The sequence below is a fragment of the Magnetospirillum sp. LM-5 genome, assembly GCF_902729445.1.
Lineage (GTDB): Bacteria > Pseudomonadota > Alphaproteobacteria > Rhodospirillales > Magnetospirillaceae > Magnetospirillum.
Window position 1 is genome coordinate 163424 of sequence record NZ_CACVCE010000045.1, and the last position, 15826, is coordinate 179249.

11 protein-coding genes are annotated in these 15826 nt (G+C 66.9%); 8 read left to right on the forward strand and 3 right to left on the reverse strand.

Annotated elements, in window-relative coordinates:
• Positions 1-74 precede the first annotated feature (74 nt).
• From MTBLM5_RS14735 to MTBLM5_RS14760, 6 genes are all read left to right on the forward strand, one after another.
• A complete protein-coding gene (locus MTBLM5_RS14735) occupies positions 75-1043 on the forward strand; it encodes a DUF1848 domain-containing protein (protein ID WP_254431067.1) in 969 nt (322 codons plus the stop codon).
• A gap of 74 nt (positions 1044-1117) precedes the next feature.
• Positions 1118-1963, forward strand: a complete 846-nt coding sequence (locus MTBLM5_RS14740; protein ID WP_173976829.1) for a 2-keto-4-pentenoate hydratase — start codon at positions 1118-1120, stop codon at positions 1961-1963.
• On the forward strand, positions 1960-2967 hold the full coding sequence (locus MTBLM5_RS14745) for an ABC transporter substrate-binding protein (RefSeq protein ID WP_173976830.1): 1008 nt from the start codon (positions 1960-1962) through the stop codon (positions 2965-2967). Before MTBLM5_RS14740 ends, MTBLM5_RS14745 begins: the two co-directional genes overlap by 4 nt.
• Positions 2968-2976: 9 nt before the next feature.
• Positions 2977-4818: an ATP-binding protein gene (locus MTBLM5_RS14750; protein WP_173976831.1), complete on the forward strand. Its 1842-nt coding sequence runs from the start codon at positions 2977-2979 to the stop codon at positions 4816-4818.
• A 15-nt stretch (positions 4819-4833) separates the two neighbouring features.
• Positions 4834-5211 carry a carboxymuconolactone decarboxylase family protein gene (locus tag MTBLM5_RS14755; RefSeq protein ID WP_173976832.1) on the forward strand — a complete coding sequence of 126 codons (378 nt, stop codon included), beginning with the start codon at positions 4834-4836 and terminating at the stop codon, positions 5209-5211.
• 87 nt (positions 5212-5298) lie between these two features.
• Complete coding sequence (locus MTBLM5_RS14760) at positions 5299-7500, forward strand: SulP family inorganic anion transporter (protein ID WP_173976833.1); 2202 nt, start codon at positions 5299-5301, stop codon at positions 7498-7500.
• Here MTBLM5_RS14760 and MTBLM5_RS14765 read toward each other — a convergent pair whose 3' ends face one another.
• From MTBLM5_RS14765 to MTBLM5_RS14775, 3 genes are all read right to left on the reverse strand, one after another.
• Positions 7501-9261: a DEAD/DEAH box helicase gene (locus MTBLM5_RS14765; protein WP_173976834.1), complete on the reverse strand. Its 1761-nt coding sequence runs from the start codon at positions 9259-9261 to the stop codon at positions 7501-7503. It abuts the gene before it with no gap.
• A 140-nt stretch (positions 9262-9401) separates the two neighbouring features.
• Positions 9402-11987 (reverse strand): bifunctional aconitate hydratase 2/2-methylisocitrate dehydratase, encoded by a 2586-nt coding sequence (gene acnB / locus MTBLM5_RS14770; RefSeq protein ID WP_173976835.1) that lies wholly within the window; start codon positions 11985-11987, stop codon positions 9402-9404.
• 131 nt (positions 11988-12118) lie between these two features.
• On the reverse strand, positions 12119-12808 hold the full coding sequence (locus tag MTBLM5_RS14775; RefSeq protein WP_254431068.1) for an EI24 domain-containing protein: 690 nt from the start codon (positions 12806-12808) through the stop codon (positions 12119-12121).
• A gap of 124 nt (positions 12809-12932) precedes the next feature.
• Between MTBLM5_RS14775 and MTBLM5_RS14780 the strand changes: the two genes are divergently transcribed.
• Positions 12933-13925: an adenosine kinase gene (locus MTBLM5_RS14780; protein WP_173976837.1), complete on the forward strand. Its 993-nt coding sequence runs from the start codon at positions 12933-12935 to the stop codon at positions 13923-13925.
• A gap of 44 nt (positions 13926-13969) precedes the next feature.
• Positions 13970-15781, forward strand: a complete 1812-nt coding sequence (gene typA, locus MTBLM5_RS14785) for a translational GTPase TypA (RefSeq protein ID WP_173976838.1) — start codon at positions 13970-13972, stop codon at positions 15779-15781.
• The last annotated feature ends 45 nt before the right edge of the window (positions 15782-15826 follow it).

Genomic DNA, 15826 nt, shown 5'->3' on the forward strand with positions numbered 1-15826 from the left:
GCGGCGTCCGCCCGACGGGAATGGGGGGACGCCTTCTCGCGCCTTATATAGGGTGGGGATGGAAGCCTGCAACAATGCAAATCCTTGCCAGGCCGCAAAGGCTTGCCGACAATCGGCAAATGATCGTCTCGGCCAGCTTCCGCACAGATATACCGGCCTTTTACGGCGAGTGGTTCATCCACCGCTTCAAGGCGGGGACCGCCCGTGTGCCCAATCCCTATGGCGGGCCGGACGGATGGGTGTCGCTGCGCGACGGCGTCGATGGTTTCGTGTTCTGGACCCGCAATGTCCGCCCCTTTCTGCCCGCCCTGCGGCTGTTGCGCGAGGCGGGCATCCCCTTCGTGGTCAGCCACACCGTCACTGGCTATCCGCGCGCCCTGGAGAGTGCGGTGATCGAGCCGGCCCGCGCCATCGAGTCGATGCTGGCGGTAGCGGCCGAGTTCGGCCCGCGCGCCGTGGTGTGGCGCTATGACCCGATCCTGTTCACCTCGGTCACGCCGGACGATTTCCACCGCGACAGCTTCGCCCGCCTGGCCGACCGCCTGGCCGGAACCATCGACGAATGCCAAACCTCGTTCGCCACCATCTACCGCAAAAGTGCCCGCAACCTGGATGCGGCGGCCAGGGCGCACGGCTTCACCTGGTCCGATCCGCCCGACCAGGACAAGTGCCGCCTGGTCGCCGAATTGGCCGCGCTGGCCGCCCGGCGGGGCCTGACCCTCAGTGTCTGTTCGCAATCGGCCTATCATGTGGCCGGCACCCGGCCGGCGGCCTGCATCGACGCCCGCCGCCTGGAAGATGTGGCCGCCGGTTGGGGCCGGCCTTGCACCATCAAGGCCCGCGTCAAGGGCAACCGCCCCGATTGCGCCTGCCATGAAAGCCGCGACATCGGCCAGTACGATACCTGCCCGCATGGCTGCAGCTATTGTTACGCGGTGGGGTCGCGCGCCTTGGCCAAGCGGCGTTACCACGCCCACGATCCGGCCGGGGAAAGCCTGATTTCCGGTCAGGGCGGCCCTGCGAACACGGCACTTCCGCCATAGCCCTATTCACTGTATTTTTGTGGGAGATTTGGTGGAGGGGAGGTGCCGCCATGCGATTCGCCGGGCGATGTCTCATGGCCGGTCTTGTCGTTCTGGGCTCGGTCCCGGCCGTGGCCGGCTGTCCCGACGCCGCTCAGGTCAGCGCCTATGTCGCCGAATTCGCCGCCAAGAATCCCAGCCGGGGCTTCGGCAAGACCATTACCGAAGCCGAGGCCCTGTGCGCGCAGGGCCGCCTGATCCCGGAATTGCCACCGGTTCTGGGTCCGCGCGTCGGCTACAAGGCGTTGTTCACCAATCCCGATTCCCAGAAGCGGTTCGGCGTGGCCGGCCCGGCCTGGGGCGCGATGTTCGCCGGCCAGATGGTGACCAGCGGCGCCGTCGTTCCGGCAAATTTCGGCGCCAAGCCGCGCTACGAGGCTGATTTCGTGGTGGTGGTCAAGGATGCCGCCCTGGCCGACGCCCGCACGCCGGCCGAGGCGCTGGCCCATATCAGCGCCCTGGTGCCGTTCGTCGAGCTGCCCGACCTGATGATCGAGGGCACGCCGACCGGACCCGAGCTGATCGCCACCAACGCCGCCTTCCGTGGCGGCGTCATGGGCGCGGCGATTTTGGTCGATGGCGCCGGCGCTGATCTGGCAGCCGCCCTGGCCACCATGCAGGTCACCATCACCGAAGAGATTTCCGGCAAGGAACTTGGTCGCGAAAAAGGCGCGGTGCTGATGGGCCACCCCTTGAACGCCGCCATCTGGTTGGCCGGGGCGGTCAGGGCGGCGGGACAGCCGCTTAAGGCGGGCGACCTGCTCAGCCTGGGCGGCTTCCAGGGCTCGGCCCCGACCAGGCCGGGGACCCGGATCACCGTTCGTTATCACGGCCTGCCGGGTGACCCGGCGGTCACCGTCGCTTTTGCGGGCTCACCATGAACCGGGCCCGGCGCCGTCTGCTGCTGGCCATCCTGGCCCTGGTCGGGCTGGGCGGCTTGACGGTGGTGGCCGACCAGGCCGGGCTGGACATCCTGGGGCCGGGCAAGGTCGATCACATCCGCCTGGCCGCCTATGACGGCGATGTCGGGGCGTTGGAATGGATCGCCCGCGACAAGGGGTTTTTCCGCAAGGTCGGGCTCGAGGTCGATATGAAGGCCTATCCGTCGGGCAATGCCGCGATGGAAGCCCTGCGGGCCGGCGAGGTCGATATCGCCACCGCCGCCGATCTGGTGGTGGCCAAGCGCAGCTTCACCGAGCGGGACCTGCGCATCCTGGCCGACATCTGCCGATACTGGAACAAGGGCCTGGTGGCCCGGCGCGATCGCAACATCCTGGTTCCCGGCGATCTTCGCGGCAAGCGCATCGGCGTTCCGGCCACCTCGTCGGCCGAACATAACCTGATGGTGTTTCTGGCGCTGCAGGGCCTGTCGGTGCGCGACGTGACCATCGTCGACCTGGCGCCCAAGCCGCTGGTCGAGGCGGTGACCGCCGGCCAGATCGACGCCGCCATCGTGTGGCAACCCCACGTGACGGCCATCGAGAAGGCGCTGGGCCCCAACGCGGTGCGGCTGATGGATGGCGGCACCGAGGCGCACCTGCTGCTGGTGACCCGCGAGGCCGAGATCGCGCCGCGGCCGGACGCCATTCGCAAGCTGCTGAAAGGGCTGATCCTGGCCGAGCAATGGGTGCGGGCCAATCCCGATGAGGCCAAGGCCTATCTGGCCCAGCGCTTCGCCCTTGATCGGGCCTATCTCGACATTTTGTGGCCGCGCATGCAATTGGCGGTCAGCCTGCCGCAGGAAATCCTCGAGGCCATGGATAGCGAGGCGCGCTGGCTGGCCCAGGCCGACACCAAGGGCACGCGCCCGACCTTCGCCGACACCATCCACCCCGAGCCGTTGCGGGCGGTCAAGCCGGACGCAGTCGGCATCTTCACGCGATAGGTCGGGTCAGTGGATATCAAGCTCGGCTTCCGACTGGTCCTGCTGATCGGGGCTTTCCTGACCGCGCTGGCCATCGCTGCCTTCGCCTATAGCCAGCAGGCCTTTTTCGCCGACACCTCGCGCAGCGAACAGCTTGACCGCGTCGTCACCGAGGGGGTCCAGCTGGTCCAGCTGACTCACGAGATCCTGCTGTACGGCGAACCCCGCGCCGTCCAGCAATGGCACCGCCAGGTCGAGGAAGTGGCCGAGGCGATGAAGCCGGTTCGCCTGGCCGCCGATTCGCCGGTCGCACCGATGATCGACGCGCTGTCCTATCGCTTCAGCGCGCTCCATCCGCTGCTGGACCGCCTGAGCGAGGCGCGCGGCAACGGCAACGACACCCATGTCACCTCGATCCTGCGCTCGCAATTGTTCCAGGAATCCACCCAGCTGCAGGCGTCGCTGCGCGAGATCAAGGCGGCGTCCGATCGTATCGCGCGCCATGCCTATGATTCCGCCAAGGAACGCCAATTGGCCATCTTCGGTCTGTTCAGCGCGGCGATGATCCTGTTCGTCGGCCTGGTGTTCGTGCGCTTCCACACAGTCATCCTGACCCCGCTCGAGGGTCTGGAGACCACCATCGAAAACCTGCGCCGGGGCGTGCCGGCCCGCGCCGACGTGGCCGACGACAACGAGATCGGCACCATTTGCGCCACTTTCAACCAATTGCTGGACCAGCAGGAAGCCGGACGCGTCGAGCTGGAATCCTTGGCCGAACGGTTCCGCACGGTGTTCGAGCAGGCCGCGGTGGGCATGGCGATGGTCGCCCCAGACGGGACCTGGCTGGACGTCAACCATTGCCTGAGCGACATCCTGGGCTACGACCATGATTCGCTGGTCGCCGGCGGCTATCCGTTGTTCACCGTCGATCCCGCCCAGCGGCCCGACACCCTGGCCGCCCGCGCGATCCTGGCCGGCGATTGTGCCAGCCGATCGTGGGAAATCGCCTATCGTCATCAAAACGGCGAGACGGTCATCGCCCGCGTCACCACCGCCCTGGCGCGCGATTCGGCGGGGCGTGCCCTTTATTTCATCACGGTGTTCGAAGACGTCACCGCCCGCAAGCTGGCCGAGACGCAATTGCGCGAGGGCAATCGCCGCCTCGAGGACCAGGCCCGCATCCTGCAGCGCGCCAACGCCGATCTGCAAAGCTTCGCCTGGGTCGCCTCGCACGATCTGCGCGAGCCGCTTCGGACCATCAGCATGTATATCGACCTGATCGAGCGCCGCCTGGGTCCCGACATCGACGGCGACCTCAGGGAATTCATGAACTACACCATTCTTGGCGCCCGGCGGATGTACGCCCTGATCGGCGGCCTGCTGGACTATGCCCGCATCGGCTCGGCCGACAGCGGCTTCGAAGACGTTGCCTTTTCCAAGGTGATCGACGAGGCGCAACAAAACCTGGCCCGCTCGCTCAAGGATGCCGGCGCCACCGTGACGCCGGACCCCGCGATGCCGACGGTGACGGGGGTCGAGGCCGAGCTGATCATGGTGGTCCAGAACCTGCTGGAGAACGCCATCAAGTTCCGTGATCCGGCCCGACCCTTGACCATCGCCATCACCTGCACCGACAATGGCCCCGAATGGCGCTTCACCGTCGCCGACAACGGCATCGGTTTCGAGCAGGCCTATGCCGAGCGTATTTTCGGCATCTTCCAGCGCGTCGTCGATCCCGAGGACTATGAAGGGGTCGGCGTCGGTCTGGCGTTGGCCAAGAAGATCATCGACTATCATGGCGGCCGCATCTGGGCCGAGGGCCGCCCCGGGGTGGGCTGCTCCATCGCCTTCACCTTGCCGAAATCCCGCTGATCCCAGGAGCCGCCGATGTCCGATTCCTCCCGCGACCGGGGCCTGCGCAATCGCCGCGAAATTCTGGGCGACGCCCATGCCGACCGGGTGGCCGGCTCGCTGGACGGCTGGTCCGAACCGTTCCAGGATCTGATGGTGCGCTATGGCTGGGGCGAGGTCTGGGGCCGGCCCGAGCTGGACCGGCGCACCCGCTCGCTGGTCACCGTGGCGATGCTGATCGCGCTGAACCGGCCGCATGCCCTGAAGCTGCATCTGGCCGGCGCCATCAAGAACGGCGCCACCCCGGCCGAGCTGCGCGAGGTCTTGCTGCAGGCCGCGCTTTATTGCGGCGCCCCCGCCGCCGAAGAGGCCATTCGCCTGGCGCGCGAGGCCTTGCCCGATGCTTTCGGCTGAAACAGATCGGTAACATTACCTAGAAAGTTGGTGTAGCCTGATCCGGGATGGAAAGCCCGCCGTCAAGGCGGGCGGGGAGGGGCTGCCATGAAGTCCTGGAAGTCGGAAAACCTGCTGGGTGACGTGTGGGGCGGGACCGCCGCCATGTTGGTGGCCCTGCCGTCGGCCATCGCCTTCGGCGTCACCATCTATTCGGTGCTGGGCGCCCAGTACGGGGCGCAGGGCGCGGTGGCCGGCATCCTGGGCACCGTGGCGCTGGGTCTGCTGGCACCTTTGTTCGGCGGCACCAACCGGCTGATCAGCGCGCCGTGCGCCCCGGCGGCGGCGGTCCTCGGCGCCTTCGCCATCGACCATATGAGCCGCGGCGGCAGCCCCGAGCTGGGCCTGTTGCTGCTGGCGCTGATGGGCCTGATGGCCGGCGGCCTGCAGCTGCTGATGGGCGCCCTCAGCCTGGGCCGCCTGATCAAGTACATGCCCTATCCGGTGGTCAGCGGGTACCTCAGCGGCGTCGGCATGATCATCATCGCCAGCCAGCTGCCGCGCTTTCTGGGCCTGCCCAAGGGCACCGGCTTCTGGGGGGCGTTGGGCGCGCCCGAGATGTGGCGCTGGCAGGGCATGGTGGTCGGCGGCGCCACCATCGCCGTCATGCTGACCGCGCCGAAGATCACCAAGAAAGTGCCGGCCCCGGTCCTGGGTCTGGCGGCCGGCATCGCCACCTATCTGACGCTGGGTCTGGCCGATCCGGCGCTCTTGACCCTCGAGGGCAACAAGTTCGTGGTCGGCGCCCTGGGCGGCGGCGAGGGCGGCGGGCTGATCGAATCCTTCGCCGACCGCTGGAACGCCCTGGGACAATTGGGCTTCAACGCGCTGCGCGACCTGGTGCTGCCGGCCTTGACCCTGGCGGTGCTGCTGTCCATCGACACCTTGAAGACCTGCGTGGTGCTGGACGCCCTGACCCGGACCCGCCACGATTCCAACCGCGAGCTTCTGGGCCAGGGCCTGGGCAATCTGGCCGCCGCCGCCCTGGGCGGCGTGCCCGGCGCCGGCACCATGGGTGCGACCCTGGTCAACATGTCGAGCGGTGCTACCACCAAGCTGTCCGGCCTGGTCGAGGGAATCGCCGCCCTGATCGCCTTCGTGTTGCTGGCCAACCTGATCAGCTGGGTGCCGGTGGCGTCGCTGTCGGGCATCTTGCTGGTGATCGGCGTCAGGATGATCGACTGGCACAGCCTGGGCTTTTTGAAGCACCGCGCCACGGTGCTGGATTTCGCGGTGATCGCGGCGGTGATCGCCTGCGCGCTGACCATCAGCCTGATCGTCGCCTCGGGCGTCGGCGTGGTGCTGGCGGTGCTTTTGTTCATTCGCGAACAGGTGCATGGCTCGGTGGTCCGCGCCATCGTTTCCGGCGACCAGACTTTCTCGAAGCGGGTCCGGGTCCAGGCGGAACGCGACATCCTGACCGAAAAGGGCGGCCAGACCGCCATCGTCGAGCTGCAGGGCAGCCTGTTCTTCGGCACCACCAGCCAGCTTTACCACGCGCTGGAGGCCGATCTGAAACGGCGCAAATACCTGATTCTCGACATGCGCCGGGTCCAGGCGGTGGACATCACCGCCGCCCACATGCTGGATCAGATCAAGGACATGCTGGGCGAGCGCGGCGGCATGCTGATCTTCTCGCGCATCCCCAAGCATGTGCCGTCGGGCAAGGATATGGAGGATTATTTCGACCAGGTCGGGCTGGTGCATTCCAGTCACAAGGTGCGCGCCTTCGCCGAACTGAACGAGGCGATGGAATGGGTCGAGGACCAGCTGATCGCCGAGGCGGCGCTGGCCCGGAACGACGAAATTCCGCTGGAATTGTTCGAGATCGAGCTGTTCGCCGACCGCAAGCGCGAGACCTTGGCCGAGCTCGAGGCCCAGATGGAGAAACGCCACATCGCGGCCGGCGCGGTGATCTTCTCGATCGGCGACCATGGCGACGAGCTTTACCTGATCCGCAAGGGATCGGTGCGCATCGTCCTGCCGGTGGGCCAGGGCCAGATCCATCACCTCGCCACCTTCGGGCGCGGCGCCTTTTTCGGCGAGATGGCCTTCCTGGACGGCGAGGCCCGCTCGGCCAACGCCGTCGCCTTCAGCGACGTCGATCTTTACGTGCTGTCACGCCGGCAGTTCGACGCCTTCACCGACAGCCACAAGAAGATCGCGCTCAACATGATGGAAGGCCTGGCCAGCGTGCTGGCCGCCCGCCTGCGCTATACCAACGCCGAGCTGCGCGCCCTGCAGGCGTGATCAGCGCTTCTTTTTGGGCCCGCCGTCCTTGGCCTTCCACGGCGTCTTGATGAAGCCGCCCGGCTTCTTGCCCTCGGGCCGCGCGCCCTCGGGCCGGGCTTTGCGCGGGCCGTGGGGCTCACGCGGCGGCGGCGGGCCGCCGGCGCCCTGGTTGTCGGCCAGTTCGATGCGGACGTCGGTGCGGTCGGCATGGGCCAATGCCGCGCGGAAACGGTCGGCGGCGGCGGCCTCGATCTCGAAGCGGGTGTCGCGCTCGAAGATGCGGATGGCGCCGATCTCGGCCTTGGTGATCTTGCCCTGGCGGCAGATCAGCGGGATCAGCCAGCGCGGATCGGCGTTCTTCTGGCGCCCGACATTCAGCCGGAACCATACGCCGCCGCCTTCCAGCTGCGGCGGGCGTTCGCCGCGGGGCGCGCGTTCCGGCCGCTCGCCCATGGGGGCCGGGCCCGAGCCGGGGTCGAACACTTCCTCGGCGGCCGGCAGGTGGGCGCGGTACATCTTGACCAAAGCCGCCGCGATCGCCTCGGGCGGGCGCTCGGCCCGCAGGGCGGTGGCCATGGCCAGGTCGGCCTCGTCGGGCTCTTCCGTCAGCAGCGGATGTTTCAGCAGCCGTTCCTGGTCCAGCTGCAGGATTTCGTCGGCGGCGGGCGCGCCGCTCCAGGTGGCGGTGACGCCGGCGGCGTTCAGCAGCCCTTCCGCCCGGCGGCGCCTGGACAGCAGCACCAGCAAAGCGCTGATGCCCTTCTTGCCGGCGCGGCCGGTGCGGCCCGATCGGTGCTGCAAGGTCTCGGCGTTTTGCGGCAATTCGGCATGGATGACCAGGCCCAGATTGGGCAGGTCGATGCCGCGCGCCGCGACATCGGTGGCGACGCACACCCGGGCGCGGCCGTCGCGCAGGGATTGAAGGGCGCGGTTGCGCTCGGCCTGGCTCATCTCGCCCGACAGGCCGACGGCGGAAAAGCCGCGTTCGAGCAGGATCGCCTGCAGGTGGCGCACCGATTCGCGGGTGTTGCAGAACACCATGGCGGTGGGCGATTCGATATAGCGCAGGATGTTGACCACCGCATGCTCGATCTCGTTGGGGGCGACGCGCACCGCCCGATACTCGATGTCGGCATGGCCCTGCTTGCCGCCGGCGATGGCGATGCGCCAAGCATTCCTCTGATATCGTTTCGCCATCGCGACGATATCCTTGGGCAGCGTCGCCGAGAACAGCAACGTGCGTCGCTCGGCCGGCGTGGCCTCCAGGATGAATTCCAGGTCCTCGCGGAAGCCCATGTCCAGCATTTCGTCGGCTTCGTCCAGCACCACCGCCTTCAAATGGCGGATGCGCAGCGCGCCGCGTTCCAGATGGTCGCGCAGACGGCCCGGCGTGCCGACCACGATGTGCACCCCTTGCGCCAGCAGACGCTGCTCGGCGCGCGGGTCCATGCCGCCGACGCAGGCGACCACCCGGGCGCCGGCCTTGGCGTACAGCCAGGTCAATTCGCGGCTGACCTGCAGGGCCAGTTCGCGGGTGGGGGCGACCACCAGGGCCAACGGGTCACCGGCCGCCCCCAGGGTCGGCATTCCGTCCAGCAAGGTGTCGGCCAGCGCCAGGCCATAGGCCACGGTCTTGCCCGATCCGGTCTGGGCCGACACCAAGAGGTCGCGGCCCTCGGCCACGGGGTCAAGCACCGCGCCTTGCACGTCGGTCAGTTCGGTATAGGCGCGCTCGGCCAGGGCCAGGCTCAGGGGATGATCGGGGGTGAAGACGTCCATGACGGAACAATTGCTTTCATTTCGGGGGGCAAGGCGAAGCCATAACACTTTCCGCGCCGCGGGTGGGGAAAAAACAAGACCCCCGCCGGTTTCCCGGCGGGGGCTCAAGGCGTGAGCGCTCTTCTTATTGGTCTGTCCGGTCAGACCGTGACGCCGTCGGCGATTTCCTTGAAGACGGCGATCTGGTCGAAATTCATGTAGCGATAGACATCCTTGGCCTTTTCGTTGACCACGGCGACCTGGGCCAGATATTCAGCCGGAGTCGGGATCTTGCCCATCAGGGCGCAGACGGCGGCCAGCTCGGCGGACCCCAGATAGACGCGGGTGTCGATGCCCAGACGGTTGGGGAAGTTGCGGGTCGAGGTCGACATCGCGGTCGAACCCTTGCGCACCTGGGCTTGGTTACCCATGCACAACGAACAGCCGGGCATTTCCATGCGGGCGCCGGCCTTGCCGAGCACGCTGTAATAGCCTTCCTCGTTCAGGATCATGGCGTCCATCTTGGTGGGCGGCGCGATCCACAGGCGGGTCGGGATGTCGGACTTGCCGTCCAGCACCTTACCGGCGGCGCGGAAGTGACCGATATTGGTCATGCACGAGCCGATGAACACCTCGTCGATCTTGTCGCCGGCCACTTCGCTCAGCAGCTTGACGTCGTCGGGATCGTTCGGGCAGGCGACGATCGGTTCCTTGATGTCGGCCAGATCGATGTCGATGATGGCGGCATATTCGGCATCCGCGTCGGGGGCCAACAGCTGCGGGTCCTTGATCCAGGCTTCCATCGCCTTGACGCGGCGGCCCAGCGTGCGGGCATCGGCATAGCCCTCGGCGATCATCCACTTCATCAGGGTGATGTTCGAGTTCATGTACTCGATGATCGGTTCCTTGTTCAGGCGCACCGTGCAGCCGGCGGCTGAACGTTCCGCAGACGCATCGGTCAGCTCGAACGCCTGTTCGACCTTCAGGTCGGGCAGGCCCTCGATTTCCAGGATGCGGCCCGAGAACACGTTCTTCTTGCCCTTCTTCTCGACGGTCAGCAGGCCGGCGCGAATGGCGTAAAGCGGGATGGCGTTGACCAGGTCACGCAGGGTGACACCCGGCTGCAGCGTGCCCTTGAAGCGGACCAGCACCGATTCCGGCATGTCCAGCGGCATGACGCCGGTGGCGGCGGCAAAGGCGACCAGGCCCGAACCGGCCGGGAACGAGATGCCGATGGGGAAGCGGGTGTGGGAATCGCCGCCGGTGCCGACGGTGTCGGGCAGCAGCAGGCGGTTCAGCCAGGAATGGATGACGCCGTCGCCGGGACGCAGCGCCACGCCGCCTCGGGTCGAGATGAAGCCCGGCAGTTCCTTGTGGGTCTTGACGTCCACCAGCTTGGGATAGGCGGCGGTGTGGCAGAAGGACTGCATCACCATGTCGGCCGAGAAGCCCAGGCAGGCCAGGTCCTTCAGCTCGTCGCGGGTCATCGGGCCGGTGGTGTCCTGGCTGCCGACAGTGGTCATTTTGGGTTCGCAATAAGTGCCCGGGCGCATGCCCTTGCCTTCCGGCAGGCCACAGGCGCGGCCGACCATCTTCTGGGCCAGGCTGTAACCCTTGCCGGTGTCGGCCGGCACGGCCGGCAGGCGGAACAGGGTGCTGGGTGCCAGCCCCAGGGCCTCGCGGGCCTTGGAGGTCAGGCCACGGCCGATGATCAGCGGGATACGGCCGCCGGCGCGCACTTCGTCGAAGATCACGTCGCTCTTGACGGTGAATTCGGCGATGACCTTGCCGTCCTTCAGGGCCTTGCCCTCATAGGGGCGCAGCTCGACCACGTCGCCCATGTTCATCTGGTTGACGTCCAGCTCGATGGGCAGGGCGCCGGCATCTTCCATGGTGTTGTAGAAGATCGGCGCGATCTTGGTGCCCAGGCAGACGCCCCCGAAGCGCTTGTTGGGGACGAAGGGGATGTCTTCGCCGGTGAACCACAGCACCGAGTTGGTGGCCGACTTGCGGCTCGAGCCGGTGCCGACCACGTCGCCGACATAGGCCACCAGGTTGCCCTTGGCGCGCAGATCCTCCAGGAACTTGACCGGGCCGCGCACGCCGGCCTCTTCCGGCTCGATGCCCGGGCGCGGGTTCTTCAGCATGGCCAGGGCGTGCAGCGGGATGTCGGGGCGGCTCCAGGCGTCGGGAGCGGGCGACAGATCGTCGGTGTTGGTCTCGCCCGACACCTTGAAGATGGTGACGGTCAGGCTGGCCGGCACTTCCGGGCGCGAGGTGAACCATTCGGCGTCGGCCCAGGACTGGATCACCGCCTTGGCATTGGCGTTGCCCTTGTCGGCCAGCGCCTTGACGTCGTGGAAATAATCGAACACCAGCAGGGTCTTCTTCAGGCCCTCGGCGGCGGCGGCGCCGCATTCGGCGCAGGCCAGCAGCTCGATCATCGGCGAGATGTTGAAGCCACCCAGCATGGTGCCCAGCAATTCGGTGGCCTTGACCTTGCTGATCAGCGGGCTGGTGGCGGTGCCCTTGGCGATCTCGGCCAGGAAGGCGGCCTTGACGCCCGCGGCATCATCGACGCCGGCCGGCACCCGATAGGTGATCAGCTCGACCAGGGTCTGCTCCTCGCCCTTGGGCGGGTTCTTCAGCAGCGCGACCAATTCCTCGGTCTGCTTGGCGGTCAGCGGCAGCGGCGGGATCCCCAGGGCGGCGCGTTCGGCAACATGCTGACGATAGGCTTCGAGCACGGGATATCCTCCGCTTTGGAACAAGGACAAGGGTTGCGCCGGGCATGGTGATCCGGCGACGTTGGCTTACACCATATTTTTGCCCGCGAGTCCAGCCTGGCTATCCCTTCGGGCGGGTAATTTTCTACCCCCTACCCGTTTTTTGGGGCCCTCGCCGGGCCCTTCAGCCGCTGGACCACATGGACCATGAAGGCGGTGCCGATCACCGGCGCCGCCAAATTCAGCAGCGGCACCGAGAACAGCACCGAGATCACCGCTCCGGCCAGCCACAGGCGTCCCAGATTGTTCCTGAACACCAGCCGTCCGGTCGCCAGGTCCAGCCGGCGCAAAGCCACCAGCTCGAAATATTCGCGGCCCAGCAGGTAGCCGTTGATCGCCGTCACCAGGATGAAGGTCAGGCCGGTCAGCAGCAGCACCGCATATATAGGGAGCGCCAGCAGGTTGATCACCACCATCACCGCCAAAAATCGTGCGGTGGCCAGCAAGGCTTCGGTCCAGGGCTGCGGCCGGGCCGGGGCCAGGTGCGGATAGTGGTGGGCCTCGACCGCTTCGGCGGCCTGGTCCAGCATCGGGCTCATGATGGCGGTGGCCAGCGCGGGGAAGAACAGCAGGGGCAGCACCAGCACCGCCAGCCCCAAGGCCAGGCCGGTGCCGATGTCGGCCCAGGCCTCGGCGAAGAAGGTGACCTGCGACAAGATGGTCCACACCGCGGCGACCAATGCGATGTAAATCGCCAGGGCGCCAAGGATGCCGCGACCCAGCACCCGGTTCAAGGAGCGGTCGGGAAGTTGGGCGAAGGCCTTGAACAAAGCCGCGATCATCGTCATCCCTTATATGTCACGCCGTTTTTATGTTGTTCCAGAACGCGGTCTGGATATACTGCGCCGCTTGTCGGGAGCAGGTGTCTTCCGTCCATATCGCGCAGCGAACCACGAGATCAAGATCATGGCAGAACCACGTTTCCACGTCGCCGGTATCGGCAACGCGATTGTCGACGTGCTGGTCCACGCCGAGGACGAGCTGCTGGCCCGCCTGGGCCTGACCAAGGGCGTCATGACCCTGATCGACAGCGCCGAGGCCGAACGGATCTACGCTTCGCTGCCGCCGGGCCTGGAATGCTCGGGCGGGTCGGCGGCCAACACCATCGTCGGCATCGCCTCGCTGGGCGGCAAGGCCGCCTATATGGGCAAGGTCAAGGACGACCAGCTGGGCCGGGTGTTCGCCCACGACATCAAGAATGCCGGCGCCACCTTCGAGACCGTGGCCGCCGCCGACGGCCCGGCCACCGCGCGCTGCTTCGTGCTGGTCACCCCCGACGCCCAGCGCACCATGCTGACCTATCTGGGCGCCTGCATCGAATTCGGGCCCGACGATGTCGACGAGGCCGTCATTGCCCAGTCCGCCGTGACCTATCTGGAAGGCTATCTGTACGACCCGCCGCTGGCCAAGCAGGCCTTCCTCAAGGCCGCCGGGGTTGCCCACGATTCGGGGCGCGAGGTGTCGCTGTCGCTGTCCGACCCGTTCTGCGTCGATCGTCACCGGGCCGAGTTCCTGGAACTGATCTCGGGCCATGTCGATATCCTGTTTTCCAACGATGCCGAAATTCAGTCGCTGTTCTCGACCGACGATTTCGACCAGGCGCTCAGGGCCGTGCGCGGCCACGCCAAGGTGGCGGCGATCACGCGGGGCCCCAAGGGCTCGGTGGTGGTGACCGACGAGGACGTCATCGTCGTCGGCTGCGACCCGGTCGATCATGTGGTCGATACCACCGGGGCCGGCGATCTTTACGCCGCCGGCTTCCTGCACGGCTATACCCAAGGCCGTGATCTGGCCACCTGCGCGCGCCTGGGCGGCATCGCGGCGGCCGAGATCATTTCCCACATCGGCGCCCGCCCGGCGCAGTCTCTGGCCAAGTTGGCCGCCGCCAAGCTGGGCTGAGAGCGCTTTTCCCCATCCCCTTCAAGACAAGAAACGAACCTCCCATGGAACTTAGGAACATCGCCATCATCGCCCACGTCGACCATGGCAAGACCACCCTGGTCGATGCCATGCTGCGGCAGTCCGGCACCTTCCGCGAAAACCAGCAGGTCGCCGAGCGGGTGATGGATTCCAACGACCTGGAAAAGGAACGGGGCATCACCATCCTGGCCAAGTGCACCTCGGTCGATTGGAAGGGCGTGCGCATCAACATCGTCGACACCCCCGGCCACGCCGATTTCGGCGGCGAGGTGGAACGCATCTTGTCGATGGTCGATGGCGTGGTGGTGCTGGTGGACGCGGCCGAAGGCCCGATGCCGCAGACCAAGTTCGTCACCGGCAAGGCGCTGGGCCTGGGGCTCAAGCCGATCGTGGTGGTCAACAAGGTCGATCGCGGCGACGCCCGCCCGCACGAAGTGCATGACGAATGCTTCGATCTGTTCGCCGCCTTGGACGCCAATGACGAGCAGCTGGACTTCCCGACCCTGTTCGCGGTCGGCCGCGACGGCTGGGCCGCCGAGGCGCCGGAGGGTCCGAAGGATTCGCTCGAGCCGCTGTTCGACCTGATCCTCAAGCACGTTCCCGCCCCGAACCACGATCTGGACGCCCCCTTCTCGATGCTGGCCACCACCCTGGAAGCCGACCCCTATCTGGGCCGCATCCTGACCGGGCGCATCGAGACCGGAATCTTGAAGCTGAACATGCCGGTCAAGGGCATCAACCGCGACGGCGTGGTCGAGCAGTTCCGCGCCTCGAAGATCCTGTCGTTCCGCGGCATCGAGCGGGTGCCGGTCGATCAGGCCGAGGCCGGCGACATCGTCTGCCTGGCCGGCATGACCAAGGTCACCGTCGCCGACACCATCTGCGCCGCCGAGGTGAGCGAGCCCCTGAAGGCCCAGCCGATCGACCCGCCGACGCTGGCGATGATCTTCTCGGTCAACGATTCCCCGCTGGCCGGCACCGAGGGCGACAAGGTCACCAGCCGCGTCATCGGCGCGCGCCTGTTCCGCGAGGCCGAATCCAACGTCGCCATCCGCATCACCGAGCAGGACAGCAAGGACGCCTTCGAGGTGGCCGGCCGCGGCGAACTGCAGCTGGGCGTGCTGATCGAGACCATGCGCCGCGAGGGCTTCGAATTGTCGGTGTCGCGTCCGCGCGTGCTGTTCAAGACCGAGGACGGCCAGCGCCTCGAGCCGATCGAGGAAGTGTTCGTCGATGTGGACGAGGAATTCTCGGGCGTGGTGGTGGAAAAGATGACCATCCGCAAGGCCGAGCTGACCGGCATGCGCCCGACCGGCGGCGGCAAGACCCGCATCACCTTCCTGGCGCCGTCGCGCGGCCTGATCGGCTATCACGGCGAGTTCCTGACCGACACCCGCGGCACCGGCCTGATGAACCGCGTCTATCACGGTTACGCCCCCTACAAGGGCGCCATCGAGGGCCGTCGCAACGGCGTCTTGATCTCGAACGCCAGCGGCGAGGCGGTGGCCTATGCGCTGTGGAACCTGGAAGATCGCGGCCCGATGTTCATCAATCCGCAGGTCAAGGTCTATGAAGGCATGATCATCGGCGAGCACAGCCGCGGCAACGACCTGGAAGTCAATCCGCTGAAGGCCAAGCAGCTGACCAACATCCGCGCCTCGGGCAAGGACGAGGCGGTGCGCCTGACGCCGCCGCGCAAGATGAGCCTGGAACAGGCCATCGCCTACATCCAGGACGACGAGTTGGTGGAAGTGACGCCGAAGTCGATCCGCCTGAGGAAGCGCCTGCGCGATCCGAACGACCGCAAGAAGGCCAGCCGTTCCGCCGAGGATTGATCCCCGGCTTGAAATTTGGCGGGCTACTCCTGGTCCTTTCGTCAT